20 protein-coding genes are annotated in these 21,940 nt (G+C 70.8%); 6 read left to right on the top strand and 14 right to left on the bottom strand.

Going from position 1 to position 21,940, the window contains the following annotated elements; genetic code table 11:
• Nucleotides 1–81: 81 nt before the first annotated feature.
• The 10 genes from EV190_RS22090 to EV190_RS22050 all read right to left on the bottom strand — a co-directional run bounded on the left by EV190_RS22090 (nt 82) and on the right by EV190_RS22050 (nt 10,734).
• Nucleotides 82–918 carry a shikimate dehydrogenase gene (locus tag EV190_RS22090; protein WP_133743536.1) on the bottom strand — a complete coding sequence of 279 codons (837 nt, stop codon included), beginning with the start codon at nt 916–918 and terminating at the stop codon, nt 82–84.
• Nucleotides 919–1,009: 91 nt separating this feature from the next.
• On the bottom strand, nt 1,010–2,839 hold the full coding sequence (gene mltG, locus EV190_RS22085) for an endolytic transglycosylase MltG (RefSeq protein ID WP_133743535.1): 1,830 nt from the start codon (nt 2,837–2,839) through the stop codon (nt 1,010–1,012).
• Nucleotides 2,836–3,315 (bottom strand): Holliday junction resolvase RuvX, encoded by a 480-nt coding sequence (gene ruvX / locus EV190_RS22080; RefSeq protein WP_133743534.1) that lies wholly within the window; start codon nt 3,313–3,315, stop codon nt 2,836–2,838. The genes mltG and ruvX overlap by 4 nt, the downstream gene beginning before the upstream one ends.
• Before the next feature lie 112 nt (nt 3,316–3,427).
• Nucleotides 3,428–6,100 carry an alanine--tRNA ligase gene (gene alaS, locus EV190_RS22075; protein ID WP_133743533.1) on the bottom strand — a complete coding sequence of 891 codons (2,673 nt, stop codon included), beginning with the start codon at nt 6,098–6,100 and terminating at the stop codon, nt 3,428–3,430.
• 682 nt (nt 6,101–6,782) lie between these two features.
• A complete protein-coding gene (locus tag EV190_RS22070; RefSeq protein WP_133743532.1) occupies nt 6,783–7,049 on the bottom strand; it encodes a DUF6082 family protein in 267 nt (88 codons plus the stop codon).
• Complete coding sequence (locus tag EV190_RS24445; RefSeq protein WP_341770571.1) at nt 6,949–7,506, bottom strand: DUF6879 family protein; 558 nt, start codon at nt 7,504–7,506, stop codon at nt 6,949–6,951. Before EV190_RS24445 ends, EV190_RS22070 begins: the two co-directional genes overlap by 101 nt.
• A 12-nt stretch (nt 7,507–7,518) precedes the next feature.
• On the bottom strand, nt 7,519–8,100 hold the full coding sequence (locus tag EV190_RS22065) for a GNAT family N-acetyltransferase (RefSeq protein WP_133743531.1): 582 nt from the start codon (nt 8,098–8,100) through the stop codon (nt 7,519–7,521).
• Nucleotides 8,097–8,840: a lasso peptide biosynthesis B2 protein gene (locus EV190_RS22060; protein WP_133743530.1), complete on the bottom strand. Its 744-nt coding sequence runs from the start codon at nt 8,838–8,840 to the stop codon at nt 8,097–8,099. The genes EV190_RS22065 and EV190_RS22060 overlap by 4 nt, the downstream gene beginning before the upstream one ends.
• Nucleotides 8,837–10,546, bottom strand: coding sequence for an albusnodin/ikarugamycin family macrolactam cyclase (locus EV190_RS22055; protein ID WP_133743529.1), 1,710 nt, complete (start codon nt 10,544–10,546; stop codon nt 8,837–8,839). The genes EV190_RS22060 and EV190_RS22055 overlap by 4 nt, the downstream gene beginning before the upstream one ends.
• 62 nt (nt 10,547–10,608) lie before the next feature.
• On the bottom strand, nt 10,609–10,734 hold the full coding sequence (locus EV190_RS22050; RefSeq protein WP_133743528.1) for an albusnodin family lasso peptide: 126 nt from the start codon (nt 10,732–10,734) through the stop codon (nt 10,609–10,611).
• Nucleotides 10,735–10,916: 182 nt separating this feature from the next.
• Between EV190_RS22050 and EV190_RS22045 the strand changes: the two genes are divergently transcribed.
• A complete protein-coding gene (locus EV190_RS22045) occupies nt 10,917–12,251 on the top strand; it encodes a transcriptional regulator (protein WP_133743527.1) in 1,335 nt (444 codons plus the stop codon).
• Nucleotides 12,252–12,294: 43 nt separating this feature from the next.
• Nucleotides 12,295–12,834: an NUDIX hydrolase gene (locus tag EV190_RS22040; RefSeq protein WP_133743526.1), complete on the top strand. Its 540-nt coding sequence runs from the start codon at nt 12,295–12,297 to the stop codon at nt 12,832–12,834.
• A gap of 7 nt (nt 12,835–12,841) precedes the next feature.
• On the opposite strand, the gene EV190_RS22035 is transcribed toward EV190_RS22040, so the two are convergent.
• Together EV190_RS22035 and EV190_RS22030 are read right to left on the bottom strand one after the other, a co-directional pair.
• Nucleotides 12,842–13,078, bottom strand: coding sequence for a DUF397 domain-containing protein (locus EV190_RS22035; RefSeq protein ID WP_133743525.1), 237 nt, complete (start codon nt 13,076–13,078; stop codon nt 12,842–12,844).
• A complete protein-coding gene (locus EV190_RS22030) occupies nt 13,075–13,938 on the bottom strand; it encodes a helix-turn-helix domain-containing protein (protein ID WP_133743524.1) in 864 nt (287 codons plus the stop codon). The genes EV190_RS22035 and EV190_RS22030 overlap by 4 nt, the downstream gene beginning before the upstream one ends.
• A gap of 192 nt (nt 13,939–14,130) precedes the next feature.
• Between EV190_RS22030 and EV190_RS22025 the strand changes: the two genes are divergently transcribed.
• Nucleotides 14,131–14,496: a hypothetical protein gene (locus tag EV190_RS22025; RefSeq protein ID WP_133743523.1), complete on the top strand. Its 366-nt coding sequence runs from the start codon at nt 14,131–14,133 to the stop codon at nt 14,494–14,496.
• A gap of 365 nt (nt 14,497–14,861) precedes the next feature.
• On the top strand, nt 14,862–15,803 hold the full coding sequence (locus tag EV190_RS22020; RefSeq protein WP_133743522.1) for a hypothetical protein: 942 nt from the start codon (nt 14,862–14,864) through the stop codon (nt 15,801–15,803).
• 628 nt (nt 15,804–16,431) lie between these two features.
• Here EV190_RS22020 and EV190_RS22015 read toward each other — a convergent pair.
• Both EV190_RS22015 and EV190_RS22010 read right to left on the bottom strand, forming a co-directional pair.
• Nucleotides 16,432–16,695, bottom strand: a complete 264-nt coding sequence (locus tag EV190_RS22015; RefSeq protein WP_133743521.1) for a DUF6167 family protein — start codon at nt 16,693–16,695, stop codon at nt 16,432–16,434.
• Nucleotides 16,692–17,084: a DUF948 domain-containing protein gene (locus EV190_RS22010; RefSeq protein WP_133743520.1), complete on the bottom strand. Its 393-nt coding sequence runs from the start codon at nt 17,082–17,084 to the stop codon at nt 16,692–16,694. Before EV190_RS22010 ends, EV190_RS22015 begins: the two co-directional genes overlap by 4 nt.
• A gap of 485 nt (nt 17,085–17,569) precedes the next feature.
• Here EV190_RS22010 and EV190_RS23810 point away from each other — a divergent pair, with 485 nt between their 5' ends.
• On the top strand, nt 17,570–19,594 hold the full coding sequence (locus EV190_RS23810) for a serine/threonine-protein kinase (protein ID WP_208113287.1): 2,025 nt from the start codon (nt 17,570–17,572) through the stop codon (nt 19,592–19,594).
• 309 nt (nt 19,595–19,903) lie between these two features.
• On the top strand, nt 19,904–21,664 hold the full coding sequence (locus EV190_RS22000; protein ID WP_243742727.1) for a serine/threonine-protein kinase: 1,761 nt from the start codon (nt 19,904–19,906) through the stop codon (nt 21,662–21,664).
• Nucleotides 21,665–21,940: the final 276 nt, after the last annotated feature.

Genomic DNA, 21,940 nt, shown 5'->3' with positions numbered 1-21,940 from the left:
ACCGGACCGCCGGACCACGTTCCGCGGTACCGAATCGGGCCTTCCGAATTCCCCGCCTGTGACAACGCCCACGCGAGCCGGTTATTCCCCGGCCGCGCGGCGCGCCAGCTCCGCCTCGCCCGCCGCGCGCATCGCCTCGACCGGGGCCGCGCGGCCGGTCATCAGGGTCAACTGGGCCGCGGCCTGGTGCAGCAGCATCGGGAAACCCCCCACCACGACCGAACCGGCCCCGGCCGCGGCGGACCCCAGCGCGGTGGGCCAGGGAGCGTAGACGACGTCGAAGACCGACGCGCCCGAGGCCGCCACGGTCCGCGCCCAGGAGTCGGCCGCCCCCGCGGGGACCGTGGAGACCACCAGGTCCACCGCCAGGTGCTCGTCGATGTCCGCCAGCGGCGCCAGGGTCACCTTCGCCGACATGCGCTCCGCGGCCTCGGCGAGACCGCCGGCCCGCGCGAGGTAGCGGGCCAGCACGGTGACCGCGCCGGGCTCGGTGGCCCCGAGCTCGCGCACCGCCGCCAGGGTCGAGGCCGCCGTCGCGCCGGCCCCCAGGATCGTCACGGTGTCCACCCGGCGCACGCCCGCCTCGCGCAGAGCGGCGACGATCCCGGCGACGTCCGTGTTGTGGGCGCGCCGCCGTCCCCCGTCGAAGACGATGGTGTTGGCCCCGCCGACAGCGGCCGCGGTCTCCTCGACCTCGTCGGCGAGCGCCATCGCGACCCGCTTGAGCGGCATTGTCAGCGAAAGCCCCGCCCAGGAGTCGTCGCACCCGTCGAGGAAGGCGGCCAGGCCCTGCTCGTCGCACTCGTAGCGGTCGTACCGCCACCGGTCGGCCAGGCCGAGTTCGGCGTATCCGGCCGTGTGCAGCACGGGCGAGAGCGAATGGGCGATCGGCGAACCGAGTACTGCCGCGCGCTTCACGGGTCTCCTCACTGTCGGTGCGTCACTGCTCGACGGCCGTCCGCGCCCCTCCCCGCGCGCCCGTGGCGGCGGGAAGGGGCGCGGACGGCCCTCAGTCCTGGGACTGGTTGAACTTCTCGACCAGGTTCAGGAACTCCTGCTCGGTCTCCGCGAACTCGGTGACGCCGTTCTCGGGATCGGTGGCCACGAAGAACAGCCACTCCCCCTCCTCCGGCTCCAGCGCGGCCTTGATGGCGTCCTTGCCGGGGCTTCCGATGGGACCGACCGGCAGGCCCTCGTGGAAGTAGGTGTCGTACCCGCTCTCGTCCACCTTGCAGCGCTCCTGCTGATCCAGGTTGATCGCGATGCCGTACTCGCCGAGGGCGTAGAAGCAGGTGCTGTCCATCTTCAGGTACATGTCGATCTCGAGCCGGTTGTAGACCACCCGGGAGATCTTGCCCATGTCCTCCACCCCGCCGGTCTCGGCCTGCACGATCGCCGCGATCGACATGACCTCGTTCGGGGTGAGCCCGGCCGCCTCGGCGCGCTCCTCCAGCTCGACCTCGGCGGCGACCCGCTTGTACTGGACCACCATCTGTTTGAGGATGTCCGCTGCGGAGGCGTCGAGGTCGAAGGTGTAGGTCTCGGGGTAGAGGTAGCCCTCGGGCCCCGCGGTGGCGTACTCGGGGAGTCCGAGCGCCTCGGTGTCCTGGTAGGCCGCCTGGAACTCCTCCAGCGGGATCTCGGTCTGCTCGGCGAGCTCCTCCAGGATGGTGGTGGAGCGCAACCCTTCGCGGATCGTCACCTGGATGCCGACGCGGGTGCCCGGGGCGAGCAGCAGCGTGATGGCCGCCTCCGCGCTCATCTGCTCGCGCAGCCGGTAGGTGCCCGGGGTGAAGTTGGTCTCGGAGAAGCGGATCTCGTTGGTGAACGCGCGCACGCTCGCGATCACCCCGGCCTCCTCCAGCTTCTGGGCGATCGCGGTCCCGGAGTCGCCGTCCTCGATGACGACGTCGACCTCCCCGCTCCCCTCGCCCGAGTAGTCCGGCGGGATGACGTAGGCGCGCAGCAGCGTGTAGCCGCCGATCCCCGCGACGCCGACGAACAGGGTCAGCACGAGCAGCGCCCCCATGAGCGCGGCCTTGCTCTTCTTCCGCTTGCGCTTGCCGCCCGAGCGCCTGCCGCCCGAGCCCCTCCCGCGCCCGCCCCGGGAGCGGCTCGGACGCTCGTCCTCGTCGTCCTCGTCGTCGAAGGGCAGCGCGAAGGCGTCGGCCTCCTCGTCCTCGTCGGGCTCGGGGGCGCGCCGGGGTCGCCTCGCGGGCTCCTCGTCCAGGTCGGGGCCGCGCGCCGGCCGGGACCCGCGCGGACGCTCCTCCTCGGGCTCGGGGTCGGGGGCGGGCCGATGGGAGCGCCGGGGACGGAGCGGGGGGGCCTCGTCCAGGTCACGGGCCGGGGCGCGGTCCGCGGGCTCGGGGACCGCGGTCCCCCGGCTCTGCCTGCCGGGGGACCGCTCGGTCGTCTCGAAGCCGTTGTACGGGGTCGGCGGCGCGTCCTCGCTGTCGGGTTTGCGTCTCCGGCCGCGCGGGCGTTCGTCCAGCGCCTCGTACCCCGACGCGGGGACCTGGAAGGAGCCGGTGTCCGCGGGGCCGGGGCGCCGACGCCGGCCCCGCGGGCGGTCGGTGTCGGCCGGCTCTCCCGGGCCCGTCCCCGGGGGGGCGGGGGGGACGGCGCTCTCCCGGAAGCCGTTGCCGGCCGGGGGGCGTTCCGCGCGCTGCCGGTGGCCGACGCCGCGCTCGTCCCGGTAGCCGCGGCCGTCGTGACCGGAGTGCCGGGCCTCCCCGCGCCGCTCCTCGGCCTCTTTCCGGACCGGCCAGGGGTCGGCCAGTGGATCGGGGCGCCGCGGGCGGCGCGGAGCGTCGTTGTACCGGTCGTTGCCGTTCATGGCGTCCCCTCGACGAGTTCACCGGGAGGCAGGTCGGTGCGCCGCTCGGTGTCGAGCGCGCTCTGCAACAGGACGGTGGCCGCGGCCTGGTCGATGACCGAGCGGCGGGCCCTGCCTCCCTGGGCCCCGCGCCTGCCGTACGTGGCGCCCGCCCGCAGCTGGCTCTGCGCGGTGACCGTGGTCAGCCGCTCGTCGACCAGGCGGACCGGGACCGGCGCGAGCTTGCGCGCCAGGGTTCGGGCGAAGGAGCGGGCCCCGCGCGCGGCGGGCCCTTCGGTGCCCGACAGCGACGCCGGGTATCCGACCACGACCTCACGCGCCTGGTGCTCCAGTACGAGGGCGGCGATCCGGTCGAGGTCTCCGGGACCCCGGCGGATCGTCTCCACCGGGGTCGCGAGGGTACCGCTGGGATCACTGCGGGCGACCCCGATCCGGGCGTTGCCCGGGTCGACCGCGATCCGCACGCCGTCTCTCAACGGGGGGTCCTTCTTCTCGGGCGGACGCCGCGGTCCGGCACGGCCGCCGTTATCGGTCTGGGGCTCGTTCTCCGGGCCTCTCCGGCCCCGCGCCCACCAGGACGACGCTCGCTCACGAAGCCTCCGCCACTCGCTGTTCCACGGCGCGCAGCGCCGCCTCCACCGCCGAGGCGTCGGTTCCGCCGCCCTGGGCGATGTCGGGCTTTCCGCCGCCTCCGCCGCCGAGCGCGCGGGCGGCCACGCCGACCAGCTCGCCCGCCTTGAGACCGGCGGCCTGGGCGGTCTTGTTGACCGCCACCACCACGACGGGGCGGTCGCCGGGAACGCTCGCGACCGCGACCACCGCCGGGGAGTTCTCACCGAGCCGACCGCGCACGTCCAGGGCGAGTTTACGCAGGTCGTCGGCTCCGGTCCCGTCCGGCGCGCGGTGCGCGACGACGAGAGTGGAACCGTGCTCGCGGGCGCCCGAGGCCAGTCCGGCCGAGGCCTGGAGCACCTGGGCGGCGCGCAGCCGCTCGATCTCCTTCTCCGCCGAGCGCAGCCGGGTGACCATGGTGTCGATCCGCTGCGGGAGTTCCTCGCGCGGGGCCTTGAGCTGCTCCGACAGCTGGCCGACCAGCGCGGACTCGGTCGAGACGCGGCGCAGGGCGTCGATGCCGACGAGGGCTTCGACGCGGCGCACGCCCGAGCCGACCGAGGACTCGCCCAGGAGCTTGACGAGGCCGAGCTGCCCGGTGGCGCCGACGTGGGTGCCGCCGCACAGCTCCCGGGAGTAGTCGCTCATGTCCACCACGCGCACGCGGTCGCCGTACTTCTCGCCGAACATGGCCATCGCGCCCATCTGGAGCGCCTTGTCCAGGGTGGTCTCCATGTACTGGACCTCGATGTCGCGGGCCAGGACCGTGTTGACCTCCTCTTCGACGTGCGCGAGGTCGGCGGCGTCGAGCGACCGGTTCGCGGTGAAGTCGAAGCGCAGCCGGCCGGGCTGGTTCTCCGAACCGGCCTGGCCGGCGGAGGGGCCCAGCGCGTTGCGCAGCGCGGAGTGGATGAGGTGGGTGGCCGAGTGCGAGCGGGACACCGAGACGCGCCGGTCGGCGTCGATGGCGGCGTGCACGACGTCGTCCACGACGATCTCGCCCGAGCGCACGGTCCCCCGGTGCACGAACATGCCCATGAGGGGCTTCTGCACGTCGTCGACGTCCACGACGCCCCGCCCGTCCACCGCGACGGTGCCCTTGTCGGCGAGCTGGCCGCCGCTCTCGGCGTAGAACGGGGTGCGGTCCAGGACGAGCTCGACCTTGTCGCCCGCGCGCGCGGCGCCGGCGGACTCGCCGTCGACGATGATGCCGAGGACCCGCGCCTCGCTCTCGGACTCGGTGTAGCCGAGGAACTCGGTGCGGCCCGCCGTCTCGGCCAGGCGGGCGTAGGTGCTGACGTCGGCGTTGCCGAGCTTCTTGGCCTTGGCGTCGCGCTTGGCGGTCTCCTTCTGCCGCTGCATGAGCTGGCGGAAGGCGTCCTCGTCGACCCTGAGGCCCTGTTCGGCGGCCATCTCCAGGGTCAGGTCGATGGGGAAGCCGTAGGTGTCGTGCAGCTGGAAGGCGTCGGCGCCGGAGAACTCGGTGCCACCGCTCTCGCGGGTGCGGGCGGCGGCCCGGTTGAACAGCGTGGTGCCCGAGCGCAGCGTGTCGGCGAAGTTCTTCTCCTCCGCGTCGATCACGCCGTGGATCGCGGCGGCGTCGGCGCGCAGCTCGGGGTACTGGTCGCCCATCACGTCGATCGCGGTCTGGGTGAGGTCGTGCAGGCGGACCGACTCGTCGCCCGAGAGCAGCCGGAGGTTGCGGATGGAGCGGCGCACGATGCGGCGCAGCACGTACCCGCCCTTCTCGTTGCCGGGCGTGACGCCGTCGGAGACGAGCATCGTGGCGCTGCGCATGTGGTCGGCGACCACGCGCAGCATGACGTCGGCGCGCTCGTCGCGACCGTACTCGGTGCCGGTGAGCTCGGCGGCGCGGCGCAGGATGCGGCCGAGGGTGTCGGTCTCGTAGATGTTGTCGACGCCCTGCAGCAGCGCGGCCATGCGCTCCAGGCCCATGCCGGTGTCGATGTTGGGCCGGGGAAGCCCGCCCAGGATCGGGTAGTCCTTCTTCGCGCCGCCCTCACCGCGCTCGAACTGCATGAACACGAGGTTCCACACTTCGAGGTAGCGGTTCTCGTCGGCGATCGGCCCGCCCTCGGCGCCGTACTCGGGGCCGCGGTCGTAGTAGATCTCCGAGCACGGGCCGCACGGACCGGGGACGCCCATGGACCAGAAGTTGTCCTCCATGTCGCGGCGCTGGATGCGCTCGGCGGGCACGCCCACCGTGTTCAGCCAGATGTCCTCGGCCTCGTCGTCGTCGAGGTAGACGGTGACCCACAGGCGCTCGGGGTCGAAGCCGAAGCCGCCGTCGGCGATGGAGGAGGTCAGCAGCTCCCACGCGAGCGGGATCGCCTTCTCCTTGAAGTAGTCGCCGAAGGAGAAGTTGCCGAGCATCTGGAAGAAGGTGGCGTGCCGTGAGGTCTTGCCCACTTCGTCGATGTCGATGGTGCGGATGCACTTCTGCGCGCTGGTCGCGCGCGCGTGGGGCGCGGTGGCCTGGCCCAGGAAGTACGGCTTGAACGGCACCATGCCGGCCGGGACGAAGAGCAGGGTGGGGTCGTCGGCGACGAGGCTTGCCGAGGGCACCACGGTGTGTCCGTTTTTCTCGAAAAACGCGAGGAAGCGGCGAGCGATCTCTGCCGTCTCCATGGATGCCCTCCTGTAAGTGATACTGCGGCCACCGTCATGGCGGTCTGAGGTGTTCCCAGTCCGGGGTGTCGACGGCGTGAGCGGGTTGACAGGCGCCCATCGTAGGGGGAACGGCGACGCGGACGCTCATCGCCGCACGCAGCCGCACCAGCGCCGGAAACGTCCTTTTTGATGTCGTTCGATACCAACGCCCTGGTTCCGGTTTCTCAGTGGAAACGGAAGAGGTGGCCGTGTATCGCCCAACACCAAGGTTACTAGCCTTCGAGTCGAACGCGCGTCCGTCATCCTGACCCGGTACGGGAGCGTCGGCCCGGTGAGCACGAGACCGTGCTCTGTTCCGACCACTCCGGGGCGCAGCGACTGTCTATCGCAGTCACCGCTTTGCCGCCAACTCCTGAAGGGGGTTTTCTCCTGGCGCCGCTCCGGTTCCCGGGGCGTCCATCCGGCGAGGCCGAGCACTCAACCGGTCAGAACCCCGGACGATCGCTGATGACCTTGACGCCGCCGTTCTCACATGTCCGTTTCGAGGAACGCCGGCGTCAAGACCATCGCGGTCCTGGTCTCCGCTGCCGGGAACCCCCGTGAGATGCGTCAGCGCGCGGCAGGGGCCTCGGCCGACCAGTACGCCTCGTCGAGGACCTCGTTGAAGCGGCGCTGCCTTCCATCGGCCATCGTTGGCCGGTCACTGCGTCCGCGCCCGCCGCCGGTAGACGCGCCCCGGTCCGGCGCTGAACATCTCCCGGGCGATGGCGCGCGACCGCTGTTCGGGGAGCGCCCCCGGCCCGAAGGCGACCATCCATTGGGAGATGATCATGTTCACGTAGAGCTGCCGCTTACGAACCGTGGGATCACTCGGTTCCGGAACCGGCCCCCGGCACTCGTCGAGGTCCGGGGCCTCCATCGCCATCCGCAGCAGCTCTCCCGTCGCCTGCCGCCGGGTCTCCTCCACCGCGCGCCTGGTAAACCGGCGTCCCGGAGATCCCCACCAAGGCAGACACCGCGATAAGCGCCGAGACCGCGCCGTAGGTCCGGCCGATGAAGCTCGACTGCTCCCATCGGCCGCTCGCCCCGACCAGCCGGCTGAGGGCGAACGGGGAAGCCCCCACAGAAGCGAGTGCCGCAAACACGGTGACCAGCATCGCAGCCGTCGATAGCCACCGCACGGCTCCCCGGCCCGCCGGGCGTTTTCTTCCTGTGGTCACGGTTCGTATCTTGGCGGTCCGAAGGGGGATCTCACGCGCGAAGTAGTCCGGCAGCGGTTCAGCCCGTTCATACAACGCGATCCCCTTGGCGTCGAGCACCCGAACGGGACGCCCGCACTCGGCGAAGACTTTGTGGCTGTGCATCTCCCAGCGCGGGTAGGCGCTCGGCGGACGCTCCACGATCCGCGACCGGCGGAACTCCATCCATTGTTCCGGTCAGAACTGGAAGTACCTCTTGACCAGTGAGGGACCTTCCCACTCCTCGGGGATTGCGTCCATCAGGACCTCGTTGACCTTCTGGCCGAGCCACTGGTTGGAGTTGCGGCGGAGGCCCTGCCGTCTGAACCCCGCCCTCTCATACGCCTTGATCGCTCCCTCATTGGGCTCCAGAACGGTGAGGTAGACGCAGTTCAGACCAGTGACGTGGAACGCGTAGTCAAGGACGAGGCGGGTCGCCTCCGTTCCCACGCCCTTGCCCCGGGCGTCGGCCGCGCCGATCGCGACCGTGTACTCACCGACCGCGCAGCCCGGGTCGATCAGAAGCATGGCAGCGCCCACCGGAACGGGCTCTTCTTCGGTCAGGTCGTAGAGAGTGAACTTGATTTGTCGGTCCGAGGAGTTCTCGTAGGCGGTGGTGTAGATCTCGCGAGTGTTCTCGATCAGTTGCGGTGTTTGGCGGTTGTAGCCGACGATCGTGGGGATCTCCTGCTCCCACCGCCAGTACTCCTCAACCAGGTCGGCGCGGATAGGGCCGATGGCGGCGGTCTTCCCCCGCAGCCAGAGGACGGGATCGGTCACGATGGATCGGTCTCCTTCTCGGTTCGGATGGCGAGCAGGGCCCGAAAGCGCCCTGTTGATGGAGGTTCTGCGATCGGGTTCCCGGCAGAGGTCTCAAGCCACGCATGCAGTTCGATGGGGTCTCCAGCCACGCCGTGGCACCAGACCACGGCGCATCCCAGCATCGCGAGGGTGAGAGCGGCCGCGACCGACTCTTCCAGGCACGCCACTCGCGCGGGAAGGCAGAGGCCCGCCCTCCGCACGGCGTGGACTACGGTTTCGGCCTCCTCTGGAGTCGCGGGTGTTCCAGCCCGGGCGTGCCGGACAAGGCGCACCAACCGGGCCATCGCGCGTCGGCGAGGGCCGCAGGAACGCACGGCCAGGGTGGCGGCGAGGGCCAGCAACGCGAGCGCCAGACGCCCCGGAGGCACGTCCGGCAGGTCGGAGAACCCGTAGCCGAGTTCCTGGGTCCCCCAACTCGGCCGCCAGGGATGTCCGGGTACGGGCGGGTTCCACGGACTTGGGCCATCGGCCTCGTGGAGCAGTCCGGCGGTGAGGAGGCGCTCGGTGAGCGTCTTCGCCGCAGCCTTGGGAAGCGCTGTGGAGGATGTTTGCTCACCGGACCGCGCCATATCTGTCCACCAGGTAGCCGCAGCGCCGGTGAGACTGCGGACACGGCCTGTCCGGTAGTCGACGATGACAGTGGCCGGACCGAGATCACAGGCGACGATGTGGTCGGGGGCGCTGATGTAGCCGGTCACGTCCGGGCCTCCGTCCGCTCAATGAGCCATGTGGTTGTCGGCCGGGCGGTCAGGGCGCGAAGCCATGTCTCGACCGCCACCGCCGACTCCACCGGATAGAGGTCGCTGGAGAGCCCGGCGGCAGTGTCGGCCACCACACGGCGCAGCCGGGGAACATCGATCAGGCCGAGCGCGGCGAGGTGCCCGTCCAGCATGTCCGTGATACGGGGAAGGGCCTTGCGGAGTCCTCCATAGTGGTCGGCGGAGGCATCGCCCTTGGTCGTGCGCCGGGCGAGCCGGGGCGGGAAGAGACCGGCCATGGCCTCGGCCATCAGGGGCTTGTAGCGAGCGGGGCCGGGCAGTTCCCTCGTCGGGACGGCCAAACAGGTGTCGATGATCCGGGAGTCGAAGTAGGGGTTGTGCAGGCCGATCCCGCACCGTTCGGCGATCTGCGCATCGGAGCGCGCGGTGCGACCGGCGGGGAGGACCGCGGAGATGACGGAGCGCTGCGAGCGGGTACACGGTTCGAAGAGCTCTGCGACCGGAGCTTCCTGCTCCCGGGCGACCTTGTTGACCCAGGGCCGCCCCTCTTGGGGACTGGAGCTCTTTCGGATGCTTCCGAGCACATCGAACCACGACTTCTTCCGAACATGCGCCCACAGCGCGGTCTCACGCACCGCCCGCACGGCCTTCCCTGCTCTGGCGAGATCGGCGAGGTAGCCCACCTGGGTCAGCAGAAGTCCGTCTCCGCCATCTCCGGTCATATGGAGGTCACATCCGTGCTCACGAGCGAGCCAGTGGAGTTGGGCGGAGAAGTAGGCGTGGGAGACCGTCGTGGGCGCGGGCTCGTCGGTGGCCGGAACACGGTCCAGTTCCTGATAGGGGGCGTGCTCGTCCCCGAGCGGCAGCCACACGTGATGAAGGCCGGGGTGCCATCCGGCCTCCCGCGCGTAGTCCAGGTCCCCTCCACTGGTCACGCCTGAGGGGTGCACGGTCGAGGCGATGATCCGGCGTCTTCGGGGGTAAAGGTGCTCCGCCGCGATCAGGCCAAGAGCAGTGGAATCGAACCCTCCGGAGAAATCAGTGCTAGGAGCATCGGCGGTGTCTACGCGCAGGCGAACCGCCGCGTCCAGTTCCGTCCGCAGCAAGGCCGGGTGGTCGAGGCCGTGCTTGTGGCGGGGGACCCACACCCGGCCTACACCGACCGTGCCGTCCCGCGCCAGAGTGACCCGGTGTCCGGGCGGCAGTCGTTCCACGCCGGCGAACCAGGATCGGCGGGCCGCCGACTCACTCAGGTCCGGGTCGATCAGGCGGTCGGTGATCTGACTCAGGTCGGGCCGGTGACCGTTCAGTGAGGCCAACAGCAGTGAACTGGACGCCCACGTGGTCACCCCCCGTGTGGTGAGGATGTAGACGGGCTGGGCCCATCCGAGGTCGGTCCAGATTGTGGTGCCTTCATGGTCGAGGCGGACAACCGTGTAGCTGCCGGGCCAGCGCCATGCCATGTCATCGGGAGCGTCTGACGCGGCCAGGGCCTCCAGTTCGTTCCGGGAAACTCCACAGGGGCCGAAGACCGCGACGCGGACACCTCCGCGCTCAACGGTCTTGCGCTCGTGGCGGGGCCAATCCCCGCTGTCCCAGAACCCGGCGGAGTCGGGCCATACGGGACGGGACGATACAGGGCGCCGCCATCCTGCCCGAGGACCGCCAGAGCCTCCGAACCACATACTCGCTACCTCCCGGTGACAGAAGGGGGATGCCTGACGGCACCCCCACCGGTTCGTCTTCGTCAGTTGTACGGCTGGCGCTTGGCCTCGGACTTGGCCTTACCGACACCCTCGGTCATCTCGGCCGCGTCTCCGACGTCCACGAGAAGGGCGTCGACGTCCTGGTCCTGCTGGGGGGGCTCCGACACTGCGGTCCGCCTTTCGTTTCCTCTGCCGGGAAGCGGGTGGCCGGTTCATGCCACCGGCCGATCTCCTCTTGTTTCCCGGCGTCCCAGAGATATCGTTGCGGAGTGCTCTACTGGCAGGGTGTGACCACCTCCCGGTGAGGCGATCGATTCACACGGGGTGCGAAAACGAGGTGCACCAGACCATGAGCGAGCCCAACGTCCTTCTGGCCCACCTGATTCAGGAGGCGGGGATGTCCAACGCGGGGCTGGCGTCCCGTGTGAACGCCCGACTGGGAACACGCTACGACCACACGGCCGTCGCCCGCTGGATCCGCGACCGGGCCGTCCCGCGCGGGCGTGCGCCCGAGGCCGTGTGCACCGTCCTGACCGAACGGATCGGGCGGACCGTGACGCGGGCCGATATCGGCATGGAGAAGGGCTTGCCCCGCCGACCCGTGCCGGACCTGGAGTCGGTGATGCGACACACCGCCGCCCTGTGGCATCAAGACGGCCGCGAGGAGTTCTTTCTTGCCGACGCGCGGCCGGAGCGGGGCCCCGATGTCGTCGTTCCGGCGTTCGTATGGGAGAACCCTCCCGGCGATGCCGACGTCTCGGGGCGCGGAATCCGTTCTATCGGCGAGACCGAGATCATCCAGCTCCAGCAAGCTCGTGAGCGGTACCAGGAGATGTACCGACGGGTTGGCGGGCTCCCCGTCCGGCGGCGTCTGGGTGCGTTCCTGGCTCGGCACGCCACCGAGGCGCTGAACGCCTCCTATCCCGACGCCACCGGCCGACGGCTCCACCGGACCGTGGGCGGATTGACGGCCCTGGCCGGTATCTGCGCCTACGACGCTCGCAGGCAGGCCCTCGCGCAGCGATACTTCTTCGCGGCCCTGCGCATGGCCAAGGCCAGCGGCGATCGGGGCTTCGGCGCATACGTGGTGGCACTACTGGCCAACCAGGCGATGAGCATGGGCGAATACCGCCTCGTCATCCAGTACTCGGAGACGGCTCTACGGGCCACCGGAGCTAGCCTGAGCCCCGCCCTGGTCTCCGACCTGTGCACGATGCAGGCTCGCGCCTACGCCCGTATCGGGGACCGACTGGCATGTCACGCACAGATGACCCGTTCCGAGAGCGCGGCGGGGCACATCCGCACGGGCGAGGAGCCTTCTGAGGCTTCGTACGTGCAGCCGGGGCTGGTGGAGACACAGCACGCCGAGGCACTGCGCCAGCTCGGCGACCTGACCGCGGCCGAGCGCTACGCGGTGGAGAGTCTGGCGATGGTCGAGCAGGCGCATCCGCGTGGCCAGGTGCACCGCTTCGCGGGTCTGGCGATGGTGCGGGCCCAGGCCGGGCGGGTGGACGAGGCGTTAGAGCCCGCCTGGCAGATGCTGGCGCGGGTCCGAGGCATGGAGTCGGGCCGCCTGCACGACCGTGTGCGCTCGGTGCGGTCCGCGCTCGTTTCTCGCAGCGCCGAACCCGGCGTTCGCGAGTTCGCCGAACACGCCGATGCGGAACTCCGGCTTCCTCTGTGATTGCCTGATGTCCTGACGGAACCTCACGCCTGGAAGGGGTCGCATGCGTTGGACCGTCCACTCCGAGAAACCGCTCTACCGGGACCAGTGGCTCGACATCCGCCTTGCCGACGTGGAGATCACCGGCGGACGGCACCTCCAGCACCGGGTGATCCGCTCGGCCCCCGGCGCGGGGGCCGTCGTCGTGAACGGAACGGGTGAGGTGCTGCTGCTGTGGCGGCACCGGTTCATCACCGACTCGTGGGGATACGAGATCCCGATCGGTGGCATCGAGAAGGACGAATCGCTTGAGGCCGCGGCGGCCCGTGAGGTGGAGGAGGAGACGGGCTGGCGGCCCGGCCCGCTGCGCCCGCTGCTGTACGCCCAGCCCTCTGCGGGGATCTCCGACTCCGAGCACCACGTCTTTCTCGCTGAGACCGCCGAGCGCGTCGGCGCCCCCGAGGAGGACTGGGAGGCCGAGCGCGTCGAGTGGGTGCCGCTGGGCCGGGTGCCCGAGCTGGTGGCCAAGCGGGAGATCGTGTCGGGCACGACGATGAACGCCCTGCTGTACCTGGTGGCGACGGGGTACGACAAGCGGGAATGAGGCGGGGTCAGAGCGCCTCTCGGGCCGCCGCGCACAGGAAGGCGTCCCACTCGGCAGCAGGGAAGGAGAGGAAGCCGAGGCCGCGCTGCGTGGAGTCACGAACAGCGGTCCGAGGGGCGTTGTCAAGGAAGGGACCGGCACTGTAGCTGCTGACGTGCCAGCCGACTTCGACGCACTGACCGCCACCGTTCATGCTGTAGCTGCTGGTATGCCAGCCGACCACTGACGACGCTTCCCGGTTCATGACAGGTCCTTCTCCAGGGCCGCGATGAACGCGACCGAGTCTTCCTGGCTGAGACTGATCCCTCGTAGCCGATCGTATACAGCGGCCAATTGGTCAGCATCACCACGTTCTAGATAAATCCCACCTCCTCGGCTCTCAATATGCGCGACGGTTGAGAACGGGGCGTCCAACGTGAGCAGGGTGAAAGCTCCTTCAGGACTCGGGTGAGCACCGACTCCGAACGGAACCACCCGGACCTCGACCCGCCCCGTTTCGGCGACCGCGACCAAACGGCGCAGCTGGCCAGCCATAACGGATGCGCCGCCGATCGGGCGACGGATCGCTGCCTCATCCAGCACCACGGAAAAACTGCTGAGTCGCTTGTCAGTGAGGATCTTCTGCCTGGCCAGCCTGAGCTCGACCCATCGTTCGATCTGCGTTTCGGAAGCGTCACTGTCAACCATGTCAATCAACGCCCGGGCGTATTCAGGGGTCTGCAACAGCCCTGGGACAGTCAATGCCGCGAATGTGCTGAGAGTGTGAGCCCGGCTCTCCAGCCAGACTCCGTCGATGGTGGAACCCCAGACGTCATCTCCGGAGTACTTCTCCCACCAACCGGTCTGCCACACTTCTCCGCAGAGCTGGAGCAGCGTGTCCCGCTGGGACTTGCCATCAACCCCGTACAGATCCATCAAGGCGAGCAGATCACCGCGCCTCACCGGGAAAGTCCCCAGCTCGAACCGGCTGACTGTCGAGAGGTCCTTCTGCAAGTATTCGGCGGCGTCCTTGAGCGTCAGGTTGTTTCGTTCCCGGAGTTGACGCAGCATCTGCCCCAGCCACTGCGCCCTTAGGGTGATACGCCGCTCCCGCTTCGCCGCCATGGACTCCCCCGAAGATTTATGCCAATTTGCATTGGCGCTTGTATGAAGCAAATACATATGCCACCCTAGCAGTACGTGAGAACCGTCTCACAAGAAGCAGCCAAAGGCAGGCAAGAACGCCGTCCGAGGCGGAGGAATGAGATTGGAACCCTCATCCGCCCCGGACGGCGCATACAGGAGAGGGGAACATCCATGACCGACGTCCACGCACTCCCGACCCCGATTGTCCCTCAGGGGTGGGGCGGAGTCGACACCTCCATCGACACCGAAGTACCCGAACTGCTGTCGGAGGACCAGTTCGACCGCTACACCGAGACCGTCGCCGCCCTTCTCGACGCGGCGGGCCTGACGGTGCGTGTTCCCGACGAGAACACCCCGGGCTCGCTGCGGATCACCAACCAGAAGACCGGCTTCACCGTGGAACTCGACATGCGCGACGACCGCGGTGCCGACTGGACCCTCGAAGCCTCTGACGAGATCCCCGAGGGCACCACCGCCCTGCGCCTGGCCATCCGGATCGCCGAGATCCTCGGCACCGCCACCCCCGACGAAGGTTAGGGGACACCGCCGACAGAGCGGCTGGTTCACCTCTAGTTCCTCCCCGTGTGCTGACCGCAGGAGTCGGGTACGTGCTCGCCGGGGCCGCTGATCGCGGTGGGGAGCCCGCGGTGACCGCACTCGCGCGACCGTCCCGGGAACGCCTCCCACCTCTCGGCCCCGGACCGCTGGGGCCTGTTCCGGGTCTTGATCACGGTTCGGGCGCCCGTCCCCCGGGCGAGTGCCCGAACCGGTAGACCAGACCCATGGCACGTGGTGACCTCACCGACGACGAGTGGGACCTGATCAAACCGCCCCGGATCGAGGGCGAGGAGGAAACCACTCCCGGTCTGGGAAAACCCGCAGCATAGAACGTCTCACAGCGATTGACAGGTTCCGTCCGCGAGGTCTACCGAGCTGACGGGCTCGCCCCTCCCGGGCTGACCACCGCCATGCTGTGCCGGTGGGAACACGGGCCCACCCGTCCCGGGCTCGACTACATCCACGCCCTGGACTTCTACGCCCAGCGCTACAGCCACTATCCGCCCCGGGCCCTGGCCGCCGAGGTGTCCCGCTGCCGGAGCCTGCTCATCGGCCACGGCGACACCAACACCGAGGCCCGGCACATCATCGGCTGGCTCTCGGCCCTGCTGGGCAACCTCGCCCACCACACCGACGACAGCGCCGGCGCCCTCATCCACTTGAGCACCGCCGCCCGCATCGGCACCGAGATCGGCCACGCGCACCTGACCGGCTGGTCGCTGGGCGCCCAGTCCATGGTCGCCCACGCCCGGCACCGGCCTACTCAGGCACTGGACCTGGCCGATCAGGCGGCCCAGCACGCCCACACCCCCTTGCACCGAGCCCAGATCACCGCCTGGTGTCGCCTGCGTCCCCTGGCCGCGCTGGGGCGCACCGAGGAGCTGGCCACGGCCACCACCCAGGCCCGCCACCACATGGACGCCGCCCAGGAGCGGCCCGGCCGGTTCGGGTTCGACCAGGCCGAGTTCCACCTACACCTGGCCGAGGCTCACCTGAGCGCCGGGAACCCCGCCGCTGCCGCCGCTCACGCGCAGACCTCCCTCGCGCACAAGCGCGCCGGATCTCCCGGTTGGGCCGCGGCCACCGTGGTCCACGCCCGCGCCCATGCTGCCCAACGCCAGGGCCAGGACGCGGTCGCGGTCGCTTCGAGCGCGCTCGAAGCGATCCCGGCCGGACAGCTGCGCGCGACCACCCGCGGGCGCCTGACCGCTCTGGTGCGGGACCTGGAGGGCTATCACCCGGCCCAGGGCCTGCGCGCGATGGTCCACGAGCACGGCCAAGCGTAGAAGCTGCGGCTCTACGTAGCGCGGTTCACCCAACGCCCTGTCACCGGCCACGGCTCGTCAGAGTCGGCCAACGCGGTGAAGCCGCGTGCGGACAGCCACCGGACCCGGCCCGCGCCCCCGGGTCCCTCGTCGGGCACAGCGAACACCCGTCCCACACCGTGCTCGCGCGAGCACAGCGGATGCCTTCAGCAGCATCCCCCGGTCCCCGACCTGCGGGCGGTCGGAACCACGACCACCGCTTGGACGTAGCCGTGCGGCGGCCGCGCCGGCGTTGCAGGCCCGGGGTAGGCACCCGCCAACGTGCCCGTCAGCCACCCGGTGAGAACGCCCTTCGTCTCCGCGACCAGGAGCACGTCCCCGTCCGGTGCGTAGACGACCCCAACTGCGGCAACCAGGGCGTGCGGATCGCAGAAGTCAGCGGTGGTGGCGAAGCGGATACGCGTGGCTCCGCCAGCATGACCCAGGTGACGGAGAAGGCGCGCGGCACGGCTCTACGGAATGTGCCACGTCCGATCGGACACGGACCAGTGTTCTCTGAGCGGTTTTCCGTCCGTTCCGGGACGTGAAAGGCTCGAAAAGCCCAGGGTCATCGTGAGCGCGGGCAGGATCACGGCACAGCGGGAACCGGTCAGCGTTCGGGGAGGGCGCGGGACGCCGGAGGTTCGGGCGTCTCCGGCGCGTAGCGGCGGGTGAGTTCGGCCTCGTGCTCGCGCACGGCGTCGGCGACGTCGTCGTTGAGCTCGCGCAGGGCGTCCCGGTAGGAGGAGACGTGCCCCTCGACGCGGTGGGCGATGCCGCCGGGGGTCCAGGCGCGCGCGGTGCGGGTGAGCCGGTGCACCACGTACCCGCCGAGCGCCGCCCCCGCGACGAAGTAGAGGGTCCTGCCGATCACGCGCGCTCCCTCCTGCGACGGGTGCGGATCAGGGCCAGCTCCCTGCGCCGACCCAGGACCCGGCGCACCCCGTAGGACAGCGACGCGACCTTGACCAGCGGGCCGGTCACCGCCGAGCGGGTGAGCGCGGTGACCGTGGACACGTCCTCGCTCGTGCTGGCGAGGTTGGCGGTGATCTCCTCGACCCGGTCCAGCGAGCCGTTGGCGCGCTCGACCGTGGCGGTGACGTCGTCGAGCAGGGGGCCGGTGCGCTCCCGGAACTCGGACACGGCCTTGGTGGCCTCGGCCAGGAGCCGTGTGAGCTTGAACAGGACCACGCACAGGAACGCGGCCACCACCGCCCAGACCACGACGGCGATCAGGGCTGCGAGCTCTCCTCCGGTCAGCATGCGGACTCCGCTAACGGTTGGGGGCTTTCGGGCGTCGAACAGGCGGATGCGGCGCGAAGGCGCCGGGGAGCCGGTCCTCTCCGGTGGCGGACACGCCGAAAGGGCGTCCGGCACAACCGAGAGAGCCGAATTAGGGATGACCCTATCGCGTGATTCCCACCGCCCCCACGAGACCCGACCGTCATCCAATCACGTTCCGCAACTCGAGATGCCTCTATAGTTACCCAAAGTAGTTCTCTTCGCCGATCCGGCGGCGTCGTCCGCGAAAGGCGCGCCACGCGTCCGCCCTTCGGACCGAGGCTCGCCGAAGGGGAGCAGAACCCGCTGCGGCGGACGCGGATCACAGGATGTCGGAGGAGCGGATCCGCCTTCCGAATCTGACAAGATGACCGAGTTCTCCGGATAATGGCGACAACCGCTGGTTGGCTACTATTGCGCCACAAGATCCAGCGTTCCACCTTGGATTTCCTTGAGACAGGACCATGATGAGCCGACGTTCCGAACGGACGATCTCCGTTCTGGTCCCGCCCGATCTGACCCCCACCGCGTCGGAGGACCCCCGCCAGATCGGGCCGTACGCGCTGGTCGGGCGGCTCGGTTCGGGGCGGACCGGAACCGTGTACGCGGCCGTGCACCCGACCGTGGAACCGGACGTGCTGCTGGCCGTCAAGACTTTGCCCCCCTCGCACGCGACCGACCCGGCGTCCCGCGCCCTGCTGGACGCGCGGCTGCGCGCTCTGAGCGGGGTCGACGGACGCTGCTACGTACCACCCGTCGCCTTCGACGCCCAGGCCGCGACGCCCTGGCTGGCCATGCGGTACGCCCCCGGCACCCAGCTGTCCCGGTACGCGCGCAAGCGCGGCCCCATGAGCCCGGGACGCCTCATCGCCCTGGCCGCCGGACTGGGCGAGTGCCTGTCCACGCTGCACGCGCTGGACCTGGCGCACGGCGACCTCAAGCCCGGCAACATCCTCCTCAGCTCCTCCGGCCCGCGTGTCCTGGACTGCGTGCTGCCCGGCGACCCGGACGTGGTGCGCCGGTCCGCGGCGTGGACGGCCCCCGAGCGCCACCGGGGAGCGCCGCCCGGCGAGGCGTCCGACGTGTTCGCCTGGGGTGCGGTCCTGGCCTTCGCCGCCACCGGCCGCCTGCCGTTCGGCGAGGGCGAGCCCGAGTCGCTCGCCCAGCGGGTGGGGACGGCCGAGCCCGACCTCGACGGAGTTCCCGACGAGATGCGCCCGCTGCTGGAGTCGGCGCTGGCCAAGGACCCCGAGCAGCGACCCGGCGTGCGCGACGTGGTGCGCGGCTCCATCGCGCTGTGGGAGGAGGGTCTCGGCACGGTCGGCACCGAGGCCGGTCCCGGCTCCGGGGTGACCCGGCTGCTGCACCGGGAGTGGCAGGGGATCGTGGAACCGGCCCTGCTGCCCCGCGTGGTCCACCTGGACGAGCGCGCGAAGGGTAAGAAGGGCTGGAGGAAGCAGGCCGCGGCGGCCGTCCCGTCAGCACCCGCCGTACCGGCGCCCCCGGTCCCGGTGGCCCCGGTGCCCGCCGAACCCGCGCCCGCCGTCCCCCCGACGCCCGAACCCGACGCGCCCGCTGTTCCCGCCCAGGCCGGACCGGTGGATCCGGTGGAACCCGAGGCGGCCCCTTCCCCGGCTCCGAAGGCCGACAAGGCCGAGGACGCCGACGGCCCCACGCTTCCCGGCCAGGCCGGACCGGTGACCCCGGCGGGCCCCGGAGCCGACGAGCCCACGCTGCCCGTCTCCTCCGCTCCGAGCTTCCCGGCGCCCACGGGACCGGCGGTCTCCCTCCCCGCGCCGACCGCCCTCCACGGGCCCTCCGAGCCCGCCAAGACCACGGCGGCCTTCTCCACCGTCTCCGGCGGCGCGGCGCCCGCGTTCCCGTCCGCCCCGGGGAAGCCGGGCAACCGCACCCTCCTGCTCGCGGGCGGCGGCGTGCTGGCCCTCCTCCTCGTGGGCGGCGCCGTGTGGGCCGGTGTCGCCGCGTTCGGCGGGGATCCCGGGGACGAGCCCACTGCCGAGCCCGGGGCCCCCGCGGCCGACTCCTCGTCCGCCCCCGTGCCCCCGGAACTGGACAGCGGGACCATCACGGTCCGCTTCGAGGGACCGGGCGAGGCCAACCTGATCTCCGGCCCGTGGTCGTACACCCCCCTCCAGGACACGGGCGACGCGTTCGAGGGGCAGAGCGGCGGCGAGATCACCCCGGAGGACTGGGGCGAGCGGTGGGACCCGGCGGAAGGCGTGGACCAGCCCCTGGAGACGCTGATCGCCCCCGACGCCGAGGTCCTGTGCGCGCGCTTCTGCCTCAACCCCGACCAGTTGTCGACCGACGGCGAGGGCCGCGGCACCTTCGCGGTCACCGGCCGGGACCTGGCCGACTACCTGGGCTGGGGTGACGTGGTCGTCGCCGAGGTGACCTTCGGCGACCGCGACCCCGAGACCGACCTCCCCCTGGTCGTCTCGGTCACCGAGCTGTACCCGCCCGCGGGCTAGAGAGAATCCCCCGCGGCGCCGCTCGGAGGGCCGGCCGGGATCCGGCCCGACCACCGGCGACGGTCCGGGGGCGCGTGACGTTCGCGAAGCGACGGCAGCGCGAACGTCACGCGGCCTTCAAAGGTGTCCTCCGGTTCCCGGTGTTTCCGAACGCGCACCGCCGCGCACGCCCTGCACGCCCCGCACCGGAACCGTGGTGGGCGTCCCCGTTGCCGCGGCCCCTGTGCCGGACCGCCGCGGAAGGCCCGATACTGACCGGATCCAGCCATTCGGCGGAACCCCCGCGGCGGAACGGCCGATAATCGACTGATGGGCCCCTCCCTCCACTCCGGAACGCCGATGCCGAACACCTTCCCCGCGGACCTGTCCCCGTTGACCCCCGACGAGGAGGAGATCCGGATTCCCGGCTACCGCCTGCTGGGCAGGTTGGGCGAGGGCGGCATGGGCGTCGTCTACGCCGCGATCGGAGCGGGCGGCCGCCCCGTCGCGCTGAAACTCATGCGGCCGGAGACGTCCGGGCAGATCAGCCAGAGGCGCCAGCGGTTCCGCAACGAGATCGAGGCGCTGCGCAGCGTTCGCAGCGAGTACACCATCCCGCTGCTGGACGAGGGGTTCGCCGGGAACCGCCCCTGGCTGGTCACCCCGTACGTTCCGGGCCGGAACCTGCAGGACCAGGGCCGCCTGTCCGCCAAGGGCACGCTCCTGCTGGCCCGGGTGGTCGCGGACGCGCTGCGCGCCATCCACGTCGCGGGTTTCGTGCACCGGGACCTCAAGCCGTCCAACGTCATCATCAGCCGTGACAAGCCGGTCATCCTGGACTTCGGGATCGCGCTCTCCCTGGACGGCGAGGGGCTGACCGAGACGGGGTCGGCCCCCCTGGGCACGACGGGCACGATCAGCCCCGAACGCTACCGGGGGGAGCCCGGCGGGCCGCCCGCCGACGTCTTCGCCTGGGGCTGCCTGGTGGTCTTCGCCGCGACCGGGCACCAGCCCTTCGCCGCCGAGAACACGCACGCGGTCATCCAGCGAGTGCTCAACAGGGAGCCCGCGATGCACGACTTCACCGGGCCGCTGGCCGATCTCGCGCTGCGGGCCATGGCCAAGAACCCGGACGACCGTCCCACCGCCCAGGAACTGCTGGACCGCGCCCGCGCCCTCGCCATCGAACTGCCCGCTCCGGCCCAGCCTCCGGTCCACCCTCCGGTGCTGCCCTCCGATCCCGACCCCGGGCACCAGGCGCGGTTCCCCGTTCCCTCCCTGCCCTCCTTCCCGCGTCCCCCTTTCGGCGGGGGCGGCGGCTCGAAGCGGGCCGATCCGGCCACTCTGCTCGTCCTGGAGATGCAGGACCAGCACGCCGACCCCCGTCAGTGGTGGCGGGAGAACCTGGAGGGGATCACGCTGGAGCTGCGGCGGCAGCGGCCCGACCCGGAACTCGCCAGGCTGGTCGAACACGCGCTGGACAACCGCATCGCGATGGACCTGGCCTGCGCGGCGGTCGCCGCGCGGCTGGCCCCGCACGTCCGGCCCAGGTACCGGGGGCGTTTCATCGACGAGGCGGGCCTGGTCGAACTCGCGCTGGGCGACGAGCGGGACCAGGAGCTGCTGCGACGGCTCCTCGGCGACCGCGGGGTCTTCCTCGACCACGCTGCCAGGCACACGTGCGCCCACCTGACCTGCGTCGGACGGCACTTCGGGCGGGGCTGCCGGATCCTGCGGGAGGTGCGCGGCGGTGTCGCCGACGTCGTGGCGCACACCACCGCGCCGCTGCGCGAACTCCGCAACCAGATCAGGATGGAGCACCGGCGGCTGGGCTCCTCGGTCCTGCTGCCCCCCGACAGCAGGATCGTCGACCGGCTCTACGCGACGGCGCTGCTGGTGCGGTCGCGCAGCACCGAGGTCGACCGGCACCGGGCGGAGGTCCTGAACCTGCGAAGCCCCTCGCTGCGCTGGTGGGCCAGCCAGCAGGAGTCCGTGCTCCGCGCCGACCCGAACAGCGCCCAGGGCCTGGCCTGGATCGTGATCGCCTCGGTCACCGCCGAGACGGCGCGCCGGTTCGGGACGGCCGGGTGACTCTCCCGACGGCCGTGAGCCCTCTTCCCGGTTCGCGGTCACCACAGGGGCCTGCTCGATGATCGTGACGCTGGCGTTCCACTTTGTCCGTTTTGTGGAACGCTGACGTCACGATCACCAACGAAACCCTCACACAGCGGACCCCGACCCGGCAGAGCCCCGACCCTCCCCGCGCCGGAGCCTCCGGCGCGGGGGTGGTTCGGCGTGCCGGTGCTTCGGGTGGGTCTTTCGGCCTCACGCCACGCGGATCGCGAGGTCACGGCGGGCGGCGACGGC

The sequence above is a fragment of the Actinorugispora endophytica genome (assembly GCF_004363075.1).
Classification (GTDB): Bacteria; Actinomycetota; Actinomycetes; order Streptosporangiales; family Streptosporangiaceae; genus Actinorugispora; species Actinorugispora endophytica.
The sequence above is the reverse complement of the archived record's forward strand: the minus strand, read 5'-3'. Positions and strand labels throughout refer to the sequence as shown.

Excerpts from the sequence above, each read along its gene's own strand:
- EV190_RS22025 (WP_133743523.1), top strand. The coding sequence starts at position 14,131 with ATGACCGACGTCCACGCACTCCCGACCCCGATTGTCCCTCAGGGGTGG.
- EV190_RS22055 (WP_133743529.1), bottom strand. The coding sequence starts at position 10,546 with ATGTGGTTCGGAGGCTCTGGCGGTCCTCGGGCAGGATGGCGGCGCCCT.
- alaS (WP_133743533.1), bottom strand. The coding sequence starts at position 6,100 with ATGGAGACGGCAGAGATCGCTCGCCGCTTCCTCGCGTTTTTCGAGAAA.
- mltG (WP_133743535.1), bottom strand. The coding sequence starts at position 2,839 with ATGAACGGCAACGACCGGTACAACGACGCTCCGCGCCGCCCGCGGCGC.
- EV190_RS22035 (WP_133743525.1), bottom strand. The coding sequence starts at position 13,078 with ATGAACCGGGAAGCGTCGTCAGTGGTCGGCTGGCATACCAGCAGCTAC.
- EV190_RS22040 (WP_133743526.1), top strand. The coding sequence starts at position 12,295 with ATGCGTTGGACCGTCCACTCCGAGAAACCGCTCTACCGGGACCAGTGG.
- EV190_RS22010 (WP_133743520.1), bottom strand. The coding sequence starts at position 17,084 with ATGCTGACCGGAGGAGAGCTCGCAGCCCTGATCGCCGTCGTGGTCTGG.
- EV190_RS23810 (WP_208113287.1), top strand. The coding sequence starts at position 17,570 with ATGAGCCGACGTTCCGAACGGACGATCTCCGTTCTGGTCCCGCCCGAT.
- EV190_RS22030 (WP_133743524.1), bottom strand. The coding sequence starts at position 13,938 with ATGGCGGCGAAGCGGGAGCGGCGTATCACCCTAAGGGCGCAGTGGCTG.
- EV190_RS22000 (WP_243742727.1), top strand. The coding sequence starts at position 19,904 with ATGGGCCCCTCCCTCCACTCCGGAACGCCGATGCCGAACACCTTCCCC.
- EV190_RS24445 (WP_341770571.1), bottom strand. The coding sequence starts at position 7,506 with ATGGAGTTCCGCCGGTCGCGGATCGTGGAGCGTCCGCCGAGCGCCTAC.
- EV190_RS22045 (WP_133743527.1), top strand. The coding sequence starts at position 10,917 with ATGAGCGAGCCCAACGTCCTTCTGGCCCACCTGATTCAGGAGGCGGGG.